Raw genomic sequence first — 15,154 nt, forward strand, 5'->3', positions numbered from 1 at the left:
ATTTTAAATGTTTATTTGATTAAATGATTTTTTTTATGATATAGGTCAATTGCGTGCTCGGTTCAATTTGTCAATTTGTAGTTGCTGGTCTTCTATTCTTTTATTTTGCTCGATCAGGTATAAAGTCAACTCTTCCACTTTCTTCATTAATAATTTGTTCATTTCTCCGAGGTTCAATCCCTCTTTAGCAATTTGCTGTTCTGATGGTATTTCCGGTAAATGTTGATTTTGATCGATGTAGGCTTTTACTTCCTGAAGAGAGGGCAATTGGTAATCTTTTTTGAAAACATAATCCGGCCAGTTGGCCGATTCAACAGTAACTTGTTTGGAGCGAATATTTCCGTTTACCGATAAGGCTTCTTTAGGGGTGGTTGTTCCGATACCTATGTTGCCGGCCTGGTCGATTACGAGGTCATCGCCATAATAATATTGAGTGCCTGTACCTAATTTATCAAAATTCCTCCTGGTACCCAAGATCATTTTTCCTCTGACTTCACCATTATTGGCTGTACCGTTAACTGCAATAATTCTGGCTTGTCCCCACATGCCGGCATTGTTAGCGTTTGTAGGAATTGCGAATTCTAATTGCGCCCCCGAGGTGGTTGATCTTTGTCCGGTGTTTCCCTGAATGGTTAACCCTCCTCCAACAAGGGGACGGCTATTATCTCCATCCTTATCAGTACCGGTACCAACTACATGCAGATTGGTTTGTGGGGTGGTGGTCCCAATACCGACATTTCCCACTCCATCAATGGTGATATCATCCCCGTAGTACCACGTTGCGCCTGCCCCGACTTTATTAAACATTCTCCGGGTACCCAAAACCATCTTACCAGTAGGATCGCTAGTATTGCTATTACCAGCTACTGTAATAATTCGGGCTTGTCCCCATGGATTAGTTCCATCGGTATTGGCAGGAATAACAAATTCCAATTGCGCGCCATTTGCCAGACCCCGACCTCCATTATTAGATTGTATGATTAATGATTTCGGATCAAACTGCGAGCTTTGATTAATGAACGTACCCGTTCCGGAGATATGTAGTAATGACTGTGGCGTGGTTGTGCCAATACCAACGGAATTAGTGGTTGAAGTAATTGTGCCGCTGGTTATCCACTGGGCATGTACAAATGTTGAAAAGCTTAAAAACAAGGATAAGGAAAAAATGAGTTTCTTCATGATACAAGGAGGTTTAAGTTGCTTAAGAATATATGCCCAAAGTCAATTTGTATTAGATTGGGACTTCGGTTGTTATGAAATGAATTAACGCCTTTTGATTGGAGCCTTTTTGAAGGCTAAGGGTTTGGGATACTTACTGTGATAATGTCGTCATATAGTATTGTTCAGGTACTCAAATGTAATTATTTATCAATCCAAATAGATATCCTTGATATTTAACAAATTATTTAAAACAATTGTTAATACTCTTTGCGAGCCGACTGCGAATAGAGGAGAGGATCTTTATAGAGGCAGTATAAAGTGCGGCTACTAAGAATGCTTCAATTCCAGTTTGTATGGGTTTAAAAACGTAAATCAAATAGACGCCTTGTTTTCTAAAACCAGTAGTCGTTGATCTTGTTTTTTCACAGTTTTCTGTAATTCTTTTACTTGCCTGTCTTTTTCGATCAAGTATAAAGTCAGCTCTTCCACTTTCTTCATCAACAGTTTATTCATTTCTCCCAGGTTCAATCCTTCTTTAGTAATTTGCTGGTCTGATGGTATTTCCGGTAAATGTTGATTTTGATCGATGTAGGCTTTTACTTCCTGAAGAGAGGGCAATTGGTAATCTTTTTTGAAAACATAATCCGGCCAGTTGGCCGATTCAACAGTAACTTGTTTGGAGCGAATATTTCCGTTTACCGATAAGGCTTCTTTAGGGGTGGTTGTTCCGATACCTATGTTGCCGGCCTGGTCGATTACGAGGTCATCGCCATAATAATATTGAGTGCCTGTACCTAATTTATCAAAATTCCTCCTGGTACCCAAGATCATTTTTCCTCTGACTTCACCATTATTGGCTGTACCGTTAACTGCAATAATTCTGGCTTGTCCCCACATGCCGGCATTGTTAGCGTTTGTAGGAATTGCGAATTCTAATTGCGCCCCCGAGGTGGTTGATCTTTGTCCGGTGTTTCCCTGAATAGTTAACCCTCCTCCAACAAGGGGACGGCTGTTATCTCCATCCTTATCAGTACCGGTACCAACTACATGCAGATTGGTTTGTGGGGTGGTGGTCCCAATGCCAACTTTGCCTAATGTAGTGCCATCCGTTTTCGTTCCTAAAATGGTATTACCGTCCAACGATTTAATAATATCCAAGTCGCCACCATCAGCATTACCCAAAACTCCGTTTGGGTATTGATACACCCCTCTAAGGGTCCAGTTCATCGCACCTGTAACTCCGGAAAGACCTAATTGTTTAATCGTGACTACATTCTTGACTGGGTAATAAGTGGATTCCAATACGGTTTTGATATTACCATTGACAACCAATTTTTCATCTGGCGTGACTATACCAATACCCACATTACTATTAGGCATTATGGTCATGGCTGTGCCTGCACCAAATGTATTATTATTGACATTAAAATTTAAACCTTTACCCGATGTGCCCTGAAAAGCTCCGTTTTGCGTAAGTCCATCATATCCAAATTGTACACGTCCAGCTATATTAAGATACACCTGAGAACCTATACTCTGATCAGCACCAAAGGAAGCAACCCCACCTGCCTGTCCAGCCACTACAAACTGAGTATTGGGTGATGTTGTTCCTATACCCACTGAATTAGTTGTTGAAGTAATAGCTCCATTGGTGGTCCATTGGGCATATACTAATGATGAAAAACTAAAAAACAAAGCGAGGAAAAGAAAAAGTTTCTTCATAATAGGCTAAAAGTTTGATTAAGAATGTATATCCAAGATCAATCTGTATTAGATTGGTACTAAGTTGTTATGGAAAGATTAAAATGCTATTTAAATGAGGCCTTCTGAAGGCTAATGGTTGGGTCTTACTGTGATGATTTCGTCATATATGATTGTTCAGGTCACTCAAATATAATTATTTATCAATCCAAACCAATAGACTTTCATAACATTTAACAATTTATTTAAAACAATTGTTAATATTGGGCACATAAGAAAATCCTTACCCGGTAAATACGAGCTACGCCCGACGTTTTATCTGTTTTTGGAATAAATTCTACTGCTTATTAAATATATTGCCACTTAAGCCCGTTCCATTGGGAATAAACACCCTTTGCTACTTGAATTATCGCTTTTTCATCCAGCCGTGTTGTTCGTGAAGGTTCGCGCACACGTTCAAAAATTGGGATGACATTTCCGTTAACGTCATGCTGCGCAACCTGCTGTCTCCTGGAATATTCTCCGTAGTTTTAGGTAATCATCGGCTCTTTCGTCTTAATATTTGTGTTTTTAGGTACAGACTGGCTCAATACAATACCTTTTACAAATTGCTATTTTAACCGAGGATTCTGTCCAGCGATTCAACCCTGGCCCAAATTGGAAGCCTGATAATAATTTTCAAAGTCTGGTATATCTTTCCAAACTTCATGGGATAAGTATAATGTGTTTATCGAAATAAACAGGAATTGAATAAGTAGTAGCAGATATCGCGGGTAAAAACGGTAGATTTTACTAATATAACACAAAAAACCGACCAACTAACGGAAGGAATGGCATCTTTACAGATCGGGACCTGAAAATATGTATTATTGAAATGCCTTTGGATCAATAGTATGCCCTATATCTTAGCTGACTAATTCCTATCACCAGAGCTGAGTTCATGGACTTTAGTAGAAACCTTATCACCTATTCCTAACAAAGTGCTATCCAAGCGCCTGTTCGTAGCCTTCTGCAAATTTATAGCAAACATTCTCCTTACTTAAAATTTTGTATACCGATAACTGGTTTAAATACGAATTCGTTCAATAATTGCGTCCTCACCACATTCATGTCATGCTCCAGCCGGTTATATATTTCTTCATAATGAGCACACATATCAAATATGGCGACAGCATACTGCTGATATAACTTTTCCTTTTCATCACCATCCTCAGCATGACGTATCTTTTCCGCCAGATCAATATATAATAAGTATAACTGACGGGATCTCATATTCCACAGAACCACCTCATCGTTTGTAAATAAAACATTAAAATATAAGCTGATCAGATTAAACTTCCAGTTGTCCATATTGAGTTTTTCCATATAGGTATTGAACTTAAAGGTTTCCTTATGCAGGAATTCCAAGCTCTTCTCCGTGCGGGCATTGTTCCAGTTCTTCCAATACCCAATATTTTTCTTGATAGCAGTCATCATCTCACCGGTAACAAAAAAGAAACTCTCACCGATTTCTATTTTTTTGAGCCGGAGTTGGGTTGCCAATTCCCAGTCCTGTTTTCTTTTATCCACGAAATAAGTATTTACCATACCTATCATTTGTGTCAACAAGGCACCTGCCAGTCCCGAAAAGGCGCTAACGGCGATCAAAGTGGAGTTATCTGCCATAATTCATTAATTTTATACACAAAATTGCTAAAAATGGCCTACAATTACTAATACTTTTAGCATATATTTAAAACCAGATAACAAAAAAGTGGAACCTTATCGCGTACGCATAAAAGGAAATTCGACGATCATTGAGGAATCCGGCCAAGGGTTCAGGGTGCGCGTTTATAAAAACAGAACGGGATCTGCTGAAATCTCATTTGTAGAAGCGACTCTTTATCGAGAAGAAGCCATGTTAGTTCAATACGGCCGTTTTACTTTTGAGGCTATTGGAACGGATGACCGCCCCCTTAATAACGGCATTGATATTGATGAGTTCCGGGCTACTGTTGATTTCTTTTTCCGGAGTCTGCTCGATACTGATTTTTATATTATCAGCATCCCGGAACTTTCCTGTCTTTACGGAATAAGCAGAATTCTTCCGGTATGACCCGTATATTTAATAACTTGCTTAAAGTCATTTAATTTCATCAACTATGGATAAGCTGGTCAAGTCAAAAATCAATATTATCCGGAGATATTATATTAAGGGTGAACCAAAAGGCGCCACAATCGCTCGGGAACTTCAAATACAAAAGGATACTGTCTATAAGTACTTCAAGGAGTTTCGGGAAATAGAGCGCTTGTACCCGCACAAGCTGAAAGATTTTACCTTTCTTTTACCCAAAAAACAAGGCCCCAGATACCCCTTTTATGACGAGCTGATGAGCGTGTTGCCCGATTTGGTAGAAAATACAAAGTTACCTTACCTGGAAAAAGTCAGCTTATGGAAAGAATATCGTCAACTATATCCCAGGGGCTGCGGACTTTACTTTTTTTACAGTTATTTTAACGCCTGGCAAAAAAGGCATAAAATATGCAAGTATTACCCCAGGCGTATTAAACATATTGCTGAGGAAGATATAGAAGAGCTGACCATTTGGCGAAATTCCCAGAATATCGAATTGTGGCGTAAAGCTGTAGTCGTGCTGGATTCCTTAAAAAAAAGGCCTGTTGCTGAAATGTGTGTCCAGGTGGAAGTAACTGAAGAAACCATCTTAAAATGGATAGCGCGCTACCAGGAAATGGGTATCGAAGGTTTAAGACACAAGACTTTTACGCCGGATCCTAAAAAAGTAGCGGGTAATAAACTAAAGCAGGAAAACATTCTCAGGCTTTTACAGCAAACGCCCAAATTGCACGGCCTCAACCGCACGGCCTGGCGCCTGACAGATATGTCCAGAATATATGAAAAAGTTTATGGAAGTCCTTTGGGGCCACATGCCATCGGGAAGCATTTGAACAGGATGGGTTACCAGTTTCAAAAGTCTAGGGAGCGCCTGACCAGCCCGGATAAGCATTACCAGGAGAAGATGGATAACATCAAAAGTATCCTTTCCAACCTGAAGCCGGATGAGAAATTTTTCTCTATCGATGAATACGGTCCGGCGGTCGTCAATATCAAAACAGGCTGGAGTCTGACCAAAGTTGGTGAGATCAAAACAGTGCCGCAATTGCAAAAAAGCAGAGGCTGGTATATCATGACCGCCGCGCTGGAATTATCAACAAACCAAATGACCCACTTTTACTCTCAGAAGAAAAACACGGAGGAAATGCTCAAACTCGTCGATGTTTTAATACAGCAATATAAGGGCAATAGCAAATTGTACCTGTCCTGGGATTGCGCTCCCTGGCATTCCTCAAATAAGCTTAAGGAATATATCAAAAGCATCAATGCCGAAAGTTTCCGGCATGCCAACGGAACACCCTGGGTAGAATTGGCCCCGCTCCCCTCATCTGCCCAATATCTGAACGTCATTGAATCTGTCTTTAGCGGAATGGCCAAATCCGTCATCCACAACAGCGATTACGCTTCCCTTGACGAGTGCCAGTCTGCCATTAATCTTTATTTTACCGAACGCAACCAATATTTTCAGGCTAACCCTAAAAAGGCAGGTAAAAAGATTTGGGGTAAAGAAATTGTAAAACCCGTCTTTATGGAAACCAATAATTGCAAGAGTAAACTGAAGCTAAAAAGATCTCAAAAATAAACGCCCCTTCAATTATAGCACAATCGTTCTATTTGACTATTAATTATATGTTCTTTAAACGGATTAGACTATCCAAAATAGCATCGGTACTATTTATGGTACTCAATTAAAAACAAGTCGTTCTATATATTGCCAATGGTTGACGTTTCCGCTATAAAAAGACAAAATTGCACTTTGTTTCAACCATTTTTAGAGGTATATTGCATTACAAATCGTCCTATAAAATCCGGTGAAATTGAATTAATCTGAAAGGCCACCATAAAGGCTATCACATTTATGGGCAATCCAAAAAAACTCATTTAAACATTAAAAACGCACATTTTGCGAAGAAAAATCAACTTTTCATAGAGCCTCCGGATCCACACTCGTCAATTTGGCAATCACCGGATCAAAACCGTGCGCCATAATCGTATAAAACCACGTGGACATCACCTGTTCGGTATCTCCATTCTTCAGAGCGATTTGGACTGTCCGTTAGGTTATGAACCCGCTTTGTTATTTGCCTCATTTTTCAACTTACGCGAATTGGCCCGCTCATTCCTGCGGCCCAGTTTTTCCTGCCTGCTTTGCTGCCTGCGGCTAAGCCGTTTACCAGCGCCTTTGGAAGTACCCGCAGCTTGTTTATTATTGTCTGGGTGTCCGTCCTCCAGCGTAGCCAATTCGCTTTTAAACAACTCGTCAATGTCTGCCTTGATCTGCGCATAGGTTTCCTGTATCGTTTCCTCGCTGACAAACTCCACCTCCGGGATCGGTTTATAACTTGCCTGTTCTTTTGCAATAGCTTCGTGATCATTTTGAATTCGGCTATGGAACATTTTTAATTCAATTTCCTGGTCGGGATTATCCGCCACCATACCAACAAATTCACCGGATGATAACGCCGCGATCTTCGATGCCGGTATCGCATAATCCAAGGCCGTAGCTTTGGCTATAGAGACATCACTGCTGTTGATGGTCATGCTGTTCTTATCCTGCAAGATCTTGCCGAAATTCTCAGATAGTTTCTTTGCGGTATCTCCCGTAGCCTGCCCGCTGATGATATTACCCACGATACTGGTAATCACATCCGCCTGCTCGGCACCATAATCCTTTTTTAATTGCTCGAAATTCTGAACGGCCAGCGTCACGGCTATGCGATTGCTCCTCGCAGTGGCTAAAAGCCCGTCCACACCAGAAGCGCCCCCGACATAGATCGTCGGAAATTCATCAAAGACCAGGCTGCTTTTCAACTTACCTTTCTGGTTGACCAGTTTGATCATTCTGGAAACGTAGAGGGACAATACCGCGCCATAGATCTGCTGTTTTTGTGGATTATTACCCATACAAATAATTTTCGGGTTGTCAGGATTATTTAAATCCAGCTTAAAATCATCGCCGGATAATACATAATAGAGTTTCGGGGAAGCCAATCGCGCCAAACCGATCTTCGCACTGGCGATCTGTCCCTCCAGTTGCTGCTTGGCGCCCTGGTTATAAGCCGAAATAAAAGGATTGATCAGCGCCATAATTTCCGCCTCCTTTAATAATATCGCAAACAAACGGTCGTAATCCGCCTGTATCAGTTCGATCACATGCGGCAGGGTACAATACTTTCCATCCCGGTATTTCCGTAAATACCAGATCACCGCCATTAAGAAATTGATCGGGCTTTCGACAAAGAAGTCGCCTTGTTTCTTTATCCATTCCCTATTTAAGCCTAACATGATGGTTCTTGATGCTTCAGTCGCATCAGTGATATCATCCATGCTTTCCGGATCGAGTGGATTACAGCGGTGATATATGTTATCAAAATCAATGACCCAAAAGGCAGGTTTTATTTTGTAATTAGCCCGGTATTTTAGCAGCGCGTTATAAGCCAAAACGGAAAGATCATCAAACTTAAAGTCATAGAGGAACATCGAAAACCCTTTTTTGATATGCTGGTCGATGATATGCCGAATAACAAAATAAGACTTACCGGCGCCGGGTGTACCTGCCACCAATAACCCACGAAAGGGGTTAATAAAGTTGATCCAGCTGTTCCTTACTTTACCTCTGAGATTGTATTTGGCCGGTAGGTTGATGGAATATTCATTTTCCAGTTTCCTTTCTTCCTGCGGGAAGGTTTCATTTTCGCTGTTGAAAATATCTTTATGCAGTTTTTCTTTGAGCACCCGGGACAACCAGGTACCGCCTGTAACCATTAATAAATAGCCTACACCAGTTAGTGCCATATAGACTATGGCAATCAGCGCCACATCCATGTGTAGGTAAAAGCATAAGATGCTGATCCAATAAATGAGTAACCCGCTGAACAGGTAGGCCATTATGCTTTTATAATTAATTTTTTCATCTTTTTTGCCTTTGACCCCAACCAATGAAATAGCCAGACAAAGTAATGCTGCCAGTTTGGGCTTCCACCAATTATTAAATAAGCCCATTTTTACAATATTACCGATGATACGGTCGGTAATATTTGCCGTCCAGTGCCACTGCGCGAATGCCTGGTAACAGCAGATATAAAAGTGTATGGCCAGTATAAAAACACTGATGAGCCTTGTAAAGTCCACAATCTTGCGCAGTCCCTGTATATCTTCCCCCGTGTGCATGATAATCCTTTCTGGTCTTTATAAATCCAATCCTTGATCTTGTTCCTGATCTTTCGACTTTCTCTTTTTCTTTTTGCGCGGCTGGATTGGTGCGGCTTCCGGCTGATATTTAGCTAATGCCAGTGATAGATAGTTCGTTTGTTGTGGCGGTTTGAGGTAAATTAGGGCTTGTTGCTTTGCGCTTTGCTGATTACGCCTCAGCCTTGGTTGATTTTCAATTTTTAATTCGGATTTTAACCTCTTATCTGTTGTGCTCAATCTTTGCAATATGGCCTTAGCGCTGTATGCTTTTCCTAAATCGCTGCCATTGAACACTGTTTTATTTTGATTGTCGATATAGGTAATGCCGTAGGTATAGTCTTGGTCATTGCTGCGTAATGCCACATGGATGTTTTGCTTTTGCAGTTCGCCAATGAACGTATTTTTAGTGATCGTACTGTATTGTTTAAATACCTTTTCAATAGCTTCTTTCAGCGGCTCTTTATATTGTTTACGTTTTTCCATATTCTTATCAAACGCAGCTTGCAAATTGGCCAAAGTAGGTTTGTTATAAATGGCGCTGGCCTTGATAGGAATGCCCACCTGCTCGCCTTTGTTATTGGTAAGGCTGTAAATCAAACCTCCTTTTTTCCTCATTAGCGTGTTTTCGCCGCCACGGTCAGCTGTGACGTTGAATTGTTTGAGTATGGCATTAAATTCAGCCAGCGAGGTAAACTTATAGGTGCGAATTACAGCATTTACAATATTGGTGATGGCCCGTTTAGTAGGCGTTTTACCATAGATCGCTTTTTCAATATTAGCAGGCTTGATGGTTAAAGTGTCGCTGTTTTTCCTGCCCTTTGCTTGTACCAAATTATATTCCTTTTCCAGTTCTATTCGGGCTGGTTCGGATAATTTCCAACCGATGGCATGCGTATCAACGCGGTTGCCATCTTGTTTGATATTGATGGTGGCGATGTGAACATGAGTATGTGCAGCATCGGTATGTTTGTACACTAAATAAGGCTGATCACCAAAACCAATCCTTTCCATATAGGATATACTGATCTGTTGTAATTGCTCATTGTTGAGTTTATCCCGCTCATCAAAATTGAGCGTGATGTGCACAGCGTTAGTCTTCACCCGGGTATTCAGCATGGTCAAGTACTCGAAGCGCTGCAGTTTTTGCTGCAGGTTGAACTGCCCGATATCACCGGCAAAACCGCTGGCCAGTAATAAACTGGCCTCCCCCGCAGCAACTTTGTTTTCATTATAATGCAGCATACCCCGGATACTTTTACCGTTCACGAAACGTGCAACCATTTTTCAGCTAAGCGGTTAATGATAACCAACAATTCTTCAACCTTACCACCGACCTGCTGGTATAATTGGGCGGTTTTGAGCGCATAAAAACCACGCTGCGCATCGGATTTGCTCAGGTGGAACCATTTGGTCTGCTGGTTGATATTGATACCTATGGTTTTCAGTTCTTTGCGGATCAGGGCCATTTCTTCCATGGGCGCGTTCAGCGACACGTCTTTATAAAAGCAGGTGATCTGTTCATTGGCTAATATCATCCGCGCCACTTCACCGATACTTTGGCAACCGCTTTCCTGCTGCAATTTTTCAAGTTTATTCCAGGTGATTTGTGTCACCCTTGTCCTGACCGGGCACGTTAAAAGGCTCTCCTGAACTACTGCTTTTTTCCTTGCCATAGGTTACATTTTAAAAGATTTCCAGACGATGCGAGTTCCGAGCATCGTCCCGACCATAAGGGCGGCAAGATGATTTTTGTGGACAAAAATCCATCTTGCTGCATTCTGGCGAATGCAGAAAATGACCCTGCAGTCGATTGTTAAATTATTTGGTCGTCTTGCTGTTTGCGTGGAATCAGCGGGACAAAGGATTTCAAAAGCCGTCGTATTTGATGGCGCGGCTGCTGTCGGATACGTTTGATCTTGGGATTGTAAAGGCCGTAAAAAGCCTGTTCTTTTTGGTCGGGTAACGCGTGTTGATTTTTCATGACTTTCGAATTGATGGTCAAAAGTGGGGAGGGAAAATGGGGACGGTTCGCAAGGGGAACGTTAGATGCGAATGAATTTTATAAATTGATTTTCAGTTTTATATTATCTGAATTTTTACCTGGCCGTATTTTCAATCGCCGCATGAAGTTCTTATCGTTACTTATTTTACTATAATAGTTGATTGGCGTATTGAATATATCCACAAGTTTTTTTAAGGTCTTAGAGATCATCATTCTATTCATCTTTTTCTCGTCAATCTCTTTCATTACATAAAAAAAGGAAGGCCAAAAGACAGCTGCTTTGTCCATATCCAGATCTGTTGGCGAACCAATCAGCGATAATATATTTGATTTTGAAATCATCAATTTTGCAAGCCTATCATTACCCCCCTTACATGCCGACATGAAAATCCTTATATCCGTCAAGTTTCCAGTAAATTTTTGCAGTTCATGATTTGACACGTCGTCACCATTAACTTCAATACCATATTCATCTGCATGACAGGATAAATAGAGATAACGGAATTTAGATTTCCTAAAGTCTCTTAGCAATTCTCTTAAATGCGATTTGGAATCAATCCAGTGATATTCTGTCGGAATGTTGGAAAGATTAAAAATCGAAAAGAGGTTTTCTCCGTCAAAATAATCGTCGTGCTTTAAAGATTCCAAAATAAAAACGCCGTAAACTGTTGATTTTAGATTCATGCTTGAAAGTCGGAATGTGGATGTTTATTTCGAAAGTTTATAATATACTTTGATCATCATGTGATAAGTTTTTTTAGGAGCTAATATTTCTTGTATTTCACTCTTCGGTTTTCAAATGCCTTCATTTTACCTTCAAGTATATCTACTATATGATTATTCATTACTTTATCCTCTATCCCGCCGGCGTCAGAAGATACGATGAATTTGTTCTCTTTGTCAATATTCATGTATATGATTTGCTCCGCATCAGCAACGATAGCTAAGTTAGGGTTATGAGTAACCATTATTATTTGTCGCAGCTTTTTAGCGCGCTTTATATAGGGAACAAGGATTTCTGCGACACTTTGATTGTCAAGGTTATCTTCGGGTTGATCAATTACTAACGGCTTATTATCCTTATCAAGGACAAGATAAAACACCAATAATAGCCCGCCTTTTTCTCCAGGAGATAACTGACTTAAACCTTTATTATTCAGTCGAAGATCGTATTCAGGACGTAGATAAGATAATGAACAGATATAGTTGTAAAAATCAACCTTTCTGTTATCCTTGAAGCGAACATCTAAATTTTCAAGATCATTCAAGAATGCTTCTACCTGCTTTTCTTCGTCAAAATTATAACGGCCCATTAACTTTCTGATTTCGTCATCGCCATTTAGATAAAAAACACCATAACGATTTACGTAATCAAAAAACTGAGAATAAAACCCCCTATCTACCTTGAAAGAGGTTTCAATCGTAATATTTTGCTCTGCCGAGTTTTCTTTTAGAACTTCCGAAATTGCCTCCTTCATTTTATTGTAGATGGTTTGTATTTGTTTCTTCTGTTCAAAAATTTTGACTGTTAATTGAATCCTTGCCACTTTGTACTCTTTAAGTTCCTCAGGAAGTTGCTTTTCTAGATAGGTTAACTCGGTTTCGTAATATCTAATGGTATCGGGAGAGTCGGGAGACCCAAGTATATTAGTCGATTTGGCCTCCCATTCTTTAATCTTTAACAAGTACTCTTGATAATCCTTAAATGGCTTTTCTAGTTCTTTTTCCAAAGCCATTTTCTGCCGTTTAAGTTTATTTAACATTACGACAAAGCTTTTTTCTTCAACGCCTTCGGGTTGCGAGTTATTCGACACCTTTTCTTCTGTCCCTATTCGATCCAATTCTAACGGTTTGATTGTATCTTGAATTGCTTTTACATCTACTTTAACACTGATGACCTTATCAATATCAAAATTATATTTTGTGAAAGCCTCAGAATTTATAGCTTTCCATTCTGTGATAGACTGTTGTTGGGCTAAGACGCTTTGAATTAAATTTTCCAAGTCAGATATCTCAATCTTTACACGTGATAGCTTCTTTTGCTCAACATCTATCAGTATTTCTACTCCATCAATTTCCTCATCCAATTTCGTCGCTCTTTCTGCTTTTTTTCGCTGGTCTTCAGATAACGAGGTATTACTTTCTGGATTTTCTACAACTATTATCAGTTCCCTGTCTTTCTGGTGAGAAGCAAGCTCCTGAGATTTAGTAGTTTTTTTATTGACTATCCCTTGTTTGTATTCGGGGGTCGATTTTTGCTCCAGATAATCAATATTCTTATTTACCTGCGTAAGTTTTGCGATTTGTTGGCTAATTTGTTCATCTAATAGCTCAGTCCTATAAGCCTCTAATTCAGCAAAGCTTTTCTTTCCTAATTTGTCGGAGTCATCAAGACGAGAAAATACGACCTTGTTTATTTCTATAGTGAAACCACTATCTTCATTATTACATAGCTTCTCCAAATATGCTTGAGGTATATATTTAACTCTTTCAACTCCAGTCAGATCGATATTTTCATTGAGTTTTCTGTCGGTCGCCAGTTTATCAAACCAGGTTATCTTCCCTGTAAAATTCTCAGCATAGCCTTTTTGACAAAATTTGTCACTATTTAAAAAAGAAAAATCTTCCTTTTTGATATGAGCATTACCGAGCAATCCTATTATGTCCGCAATTGCACTTTTTCCTTTTCCTTTATTACCAATAATAGCGATGAGTTCTAGCCCTAAAGGAAGGTTAAAATCTTTGAACCAAACACCTTTTTTTTCATCATACCCTTCAACCTGACTCACTTTAATTGAATTGATATAGTTGCTTTTATTAGCTTCTATACGATTAAAGAGTTCCGGCCATTCACCAACAAAAACTCTATCTTTAGGTTCAAACAATATTTGCCGTAGCCCTTCAAATGTAGGAGATGCTTTAACCCAACAATAGTTTTGCTTATCAGGCTCAAATAACTTATCGAAAGAATGGGCATCTGAACCCCAAATGCATGGCTTGAATGTTTTAAATTCCTTTAAGAATTCTTCCGACGAATTCGCTTTTTCACCTAAGCCAAATTCAATTGTATTTTGATTAGAACTAAACAGAGCATTTGCTCTTGATATAATAATCTTCCGCGTTAAACCGTCTTGACTTTTCCAAGAAACTTTGGATACGTCCTCGTCGGAGGGTACAACAATTAAATACTTCTCTTTAAAATCGTTATTGGAGGTAAGAGTACTATTGACCTGTTCATCATTCACCACAGCATGAATCATACCTACTTGTAAATCTGTACCGGTAATTTCTGGTTGCTCTGATTTCAGTCGAGCACCTAATTGAGTTAGATTGTCACTTTTTAGTTTTTTTCTTTTATCCGGTTGGTCAGGATCTGCTTCGTAAACAAAATCTAAATCATGTAGAAAACTTTCTTCAATCAGTTTTATATCTAATTCGTTGGAAAATAAGATATGGAAATTAATTCTGCCATTTTCAGTCTTTACCGTTCCATCTTTTTGATACTTATTAATTTGAACAATCTTATTTATCCTAAATTCGACATTCGGCAGAATAAGGATTTCCTTTATTTTGCTTATTTCATCATCATCGAATAACGTTTTTAATTTAGCATCATTAGCTAAATAATCGTTCTTAATCCGTTTGTAACCTTCAATTGTAAAATAGTCGGTTATCCCAATTATGGATATCTTTTTCTCGATAGCACTTTTAAAAAGTGTTTTTACATACAAGTCAAAGTCCTTTCCAAACTCATTTGATAATGCGGAATAAGGAGTGTGAATGTGGAAGTCCGCCTTTTTCCAAATGGAGCCACGAGATATGTTCATTCTAATTATGTGATTTGGGTTTAAATCTTAATAACAAGGTAGATATTTATTTCTAATATAAAATACTAAATGCTCGCAACTACAGGGCTGACGCATTAGGAATTTGATTTAGCGATTAATGAAAGTAGAAATTTGTGGTTCCAACCGGCCATTTTCCTT

Annotated in this window: 12 protein-coding genes; 2 read left to right on the plus strand and 10 right to left on the minus strand. The window is 39.4% G+C overall.

The genetic code is table 11. The features are described 5' to 3' along the window. Positions 1 to 45: 45 nt before the first annotated feature. The 4 genes from AB6735_RS27330 to AB6735_RS27345 form a co-directional block, all read right to left on the minus strand. Positions 46 to 1,179, minus strand: coding sequence for a hypothetical protein (locus AB6735_RS27330; protein WP_370999366.1), 1,134 nt, complete (start codon positions 1,177 to 1,179; stop codon positions 46 to 48). Positions 1,180 to 1,533: 354 nt separating this feature from the next. Further along, positions 1,534 to 2,883 carry a hypothetical protein gene (locus AB6735_RS27335; protein WP_370999367.1) on the minus strand — a complete coding sequence of 450 codons (1,350 nt, stop codon included), beginning with the start codon at positions 2,881 to 2,883 and terminating at the stop codon, positions 1,534 to 1,536. A gap of 620 nt (positions 2,884 to 3,503) precedes the next feature. Then, positions 3,504 to 3,680, minus strand: coding sequence for an NUMOD4 domain-containing protein (locus tag AB6735_RS27340; protein ID WP_370999368.1), 177 nt, complete (start codon positions 3,678 to 3,680; stop codon positions 3,504 to 3,506). Positions 3,681 to 3,897: 217 nt separating this feature from the next. Continuing rightward, complete coding sequence (locus tag AB6735_RS27345) at positions 3,898 to 4,527, minus strand: hypothetical protein (protein WP_370999369.1); 630 nt, start codon at positions 4,525 to 4,527, stop codon at positions 3,898 to 3,900. 88 nt (positions 4,528 to 4,615) lie between these two features. On the opposite strand from AB6735_RS27345, the gene AB6735_RS27350 reads away from it, so the two are divergent. Both AB6735_RS27350 and AB6735_RS27355 read left to right on the plus strand, forming a co-directional pair. Continuing rightward, a complete protein-coding gene (locus tag AB6735_RS27350) occupies positions 4,616 to 4,957 on the plus strand; it encodes a hypothetical protein (protein WP_370999370.1) in 342 nt (113 codons plus the stop codon). Positions 4,958 to 5,003: 46 nt separating this feature from the next. Beyond that, entirely contained in the window at positions 5,004 to 6,557 is a 1,554-nt protein-coding gene (locus AB6735_RS27355; protein ID WP_370999371.1) for an IS630 family transposase, read from the plus strand. Positions 6,558 to 7,036: 479 nt separating this feature from the next. Here the strand turns inward: AB6735_RS27355 and mobC are convergent, their stop codons facing one another. From mobC to AB6735_RS27385, 6 genes are all read right to left on the minus strand, one after another. Next, positions 7,037 to 9,145 (minus strand): conjugal transfer protein MobC, encoded by a 2,109-nt coding sequence (mobC, locus tag AB6735_RS27360; protein ID WP_370999372.1) that lies wholly within the window; start codon positions 9,143 to 9,145, stop codon positions 7,037 to 7,039. Positions 9,146 to 9,163: 18 nt separating this feature from the next. After that, positions 9,164 to 10,447 (minus strand): relaxase/mobilization nuclease domain-containing protein, encoded by a 1,284-nt coding sequence (locus AB6735_RS27365; protein ID WP_370999373.1) that lies wholly within the window; start codon positions 10,445 to 10,447, stop codon positions 9,164 to 9,166. Next, positions 10,429 to 10,839, minus strand: a complete 411-nt coding sequence (locus AB6735_RS27370) for a mobilization protein (protein WP_370999374.1) — start codon at positions 10,837 to 10,839, stop codon at positions 10,429 to 10,431. The genes AB6735_RS27365 and AB6735_RS27370 overlap by 19 nt, the downstream gene beginning before the upstream one ends. A 140-nt stretch (positions 10,840 to 10,979) precedes the next feature. Beyond that, positions 10,980 to 11,147 carry a hypothetical protein gene (locus AB6735_RS27375; protein WP_370999375.1) on the minus strand — a complete coding sequence of 56 codons (168 nt, stop codon included), beginning with the start codon at positions 11,145 to 11,147 and terminating at the stop codon, positions 10,980 to 10,982. Between the two features lie 78 nt (positions 11,148 to 11,225). Beyond that, positions 11,226 to 11,852, minus strand: a complete 627-nt coding sequence (locus AB6735_RS27380) for a hypothetical protein (RefSeq protein ID WP_370999376.1) — start codon at positions 11,850 to 11,852, stop codon at positions 11,226 to 11,228. An 80-nt stretch (positions 11,853 to 11,932) separates the two neighbouring features. Beyond that, a complete protein-coding gene (locus AB6735_RS27385; RefSeq protein WP_370999377.1) occupies positions 11,933 to 14,995 on the minus strand; it encodes a TrlF family AAA-like ATPase in 3,063 nt (1,020 codons plus the stop codon). Between the last annotated feature and the right edge of the window lie 159 nt (positions 14,996 to 15,154).

This window comes from Mucilaginibacter sp. RCC_168, assembly GCF_041355315.1.
GTDB lineage: Bacteria > Bacteroidota > Bacteroidia > Sphingobacteriales > Sphingobacteriaceae > Mucilaginibacter.

Excerpts from the sequence above, each read along its gene's own strand:
- AB6735_RS27355 (WP_370999371.1), top strand. The coding sequence starts at position 5,004 with ATGGATAAGCTGGTCAAGTCAAAAATCAATATTATCCGGAGATATTAT.
- AB6735_RS27375 (WP_370999375.1), bottom strand. The coding sequence starts at position 11,147 with ATGAAAAATCAACACGCGTTACCCGACCAAAAAGAACAGGCTTTTTAC.
- AB6735_RS27365 (WP_370999373.1), bottom strand. The coding sequence starts at position 10,447 with ATGGTTGCACGTTTCGTGAACGGTAAAAGTATCCGGGGTATGCTGCAT.
- AB6735_RS27345 (WP_370999369.1), bottom strand. The coding sequence starts at position 4,527 with ATGGCAGATAACTCCACTTTGATCGCCGTTAGCGCCTTTTCGGGACTG.
- AB6735_RS27330 (WP_370999366.1), bottom strand. The coding sequence starts at position 1,179 with ATGAAGAAACTCATTTTTTCCTTATCCTTGTTTTTAAGCTTTTCAACA.
- AB6735_RS27335 (WP_370999367.1), bottom strand. The coding sequence starts at position 2,883 with ATGAAGAAACTTTTTCTTTTCCTCGCTTTGTTTTTTAGTTTTTCATCA.
- AB6735_RS27385 (WP_370999377.1), bottom strand. The coding sequence starts at position 14,995 with ATGAACATATCTCGTGGCTCCATTTGGAAAAAGGCGGACTTCCACATT.
- AB6735_RS27380 (WP_370999376.1), bottom strand. The coding sequence starts at position 11,852 with ATGAATCTAAAATCAACAGTTTACGGCGTTTTTATTTTGGAATCTTTA.
- mobC (WP_370999372.1), bottom strand. The coding sequence starts at position 9,145 with ATGCACACGGGGGAAGATATACAGGGACTGCGCAAGATTGTGGACTTT.
- AB6735_RS27370 (WP_370999374.1), bottom strand. The coding sequence starts at position 10,839 with ATGGCAAGGAAAAAAGCAGTAGTTCAGGAGAGCCTTTTAACGTGCCCG.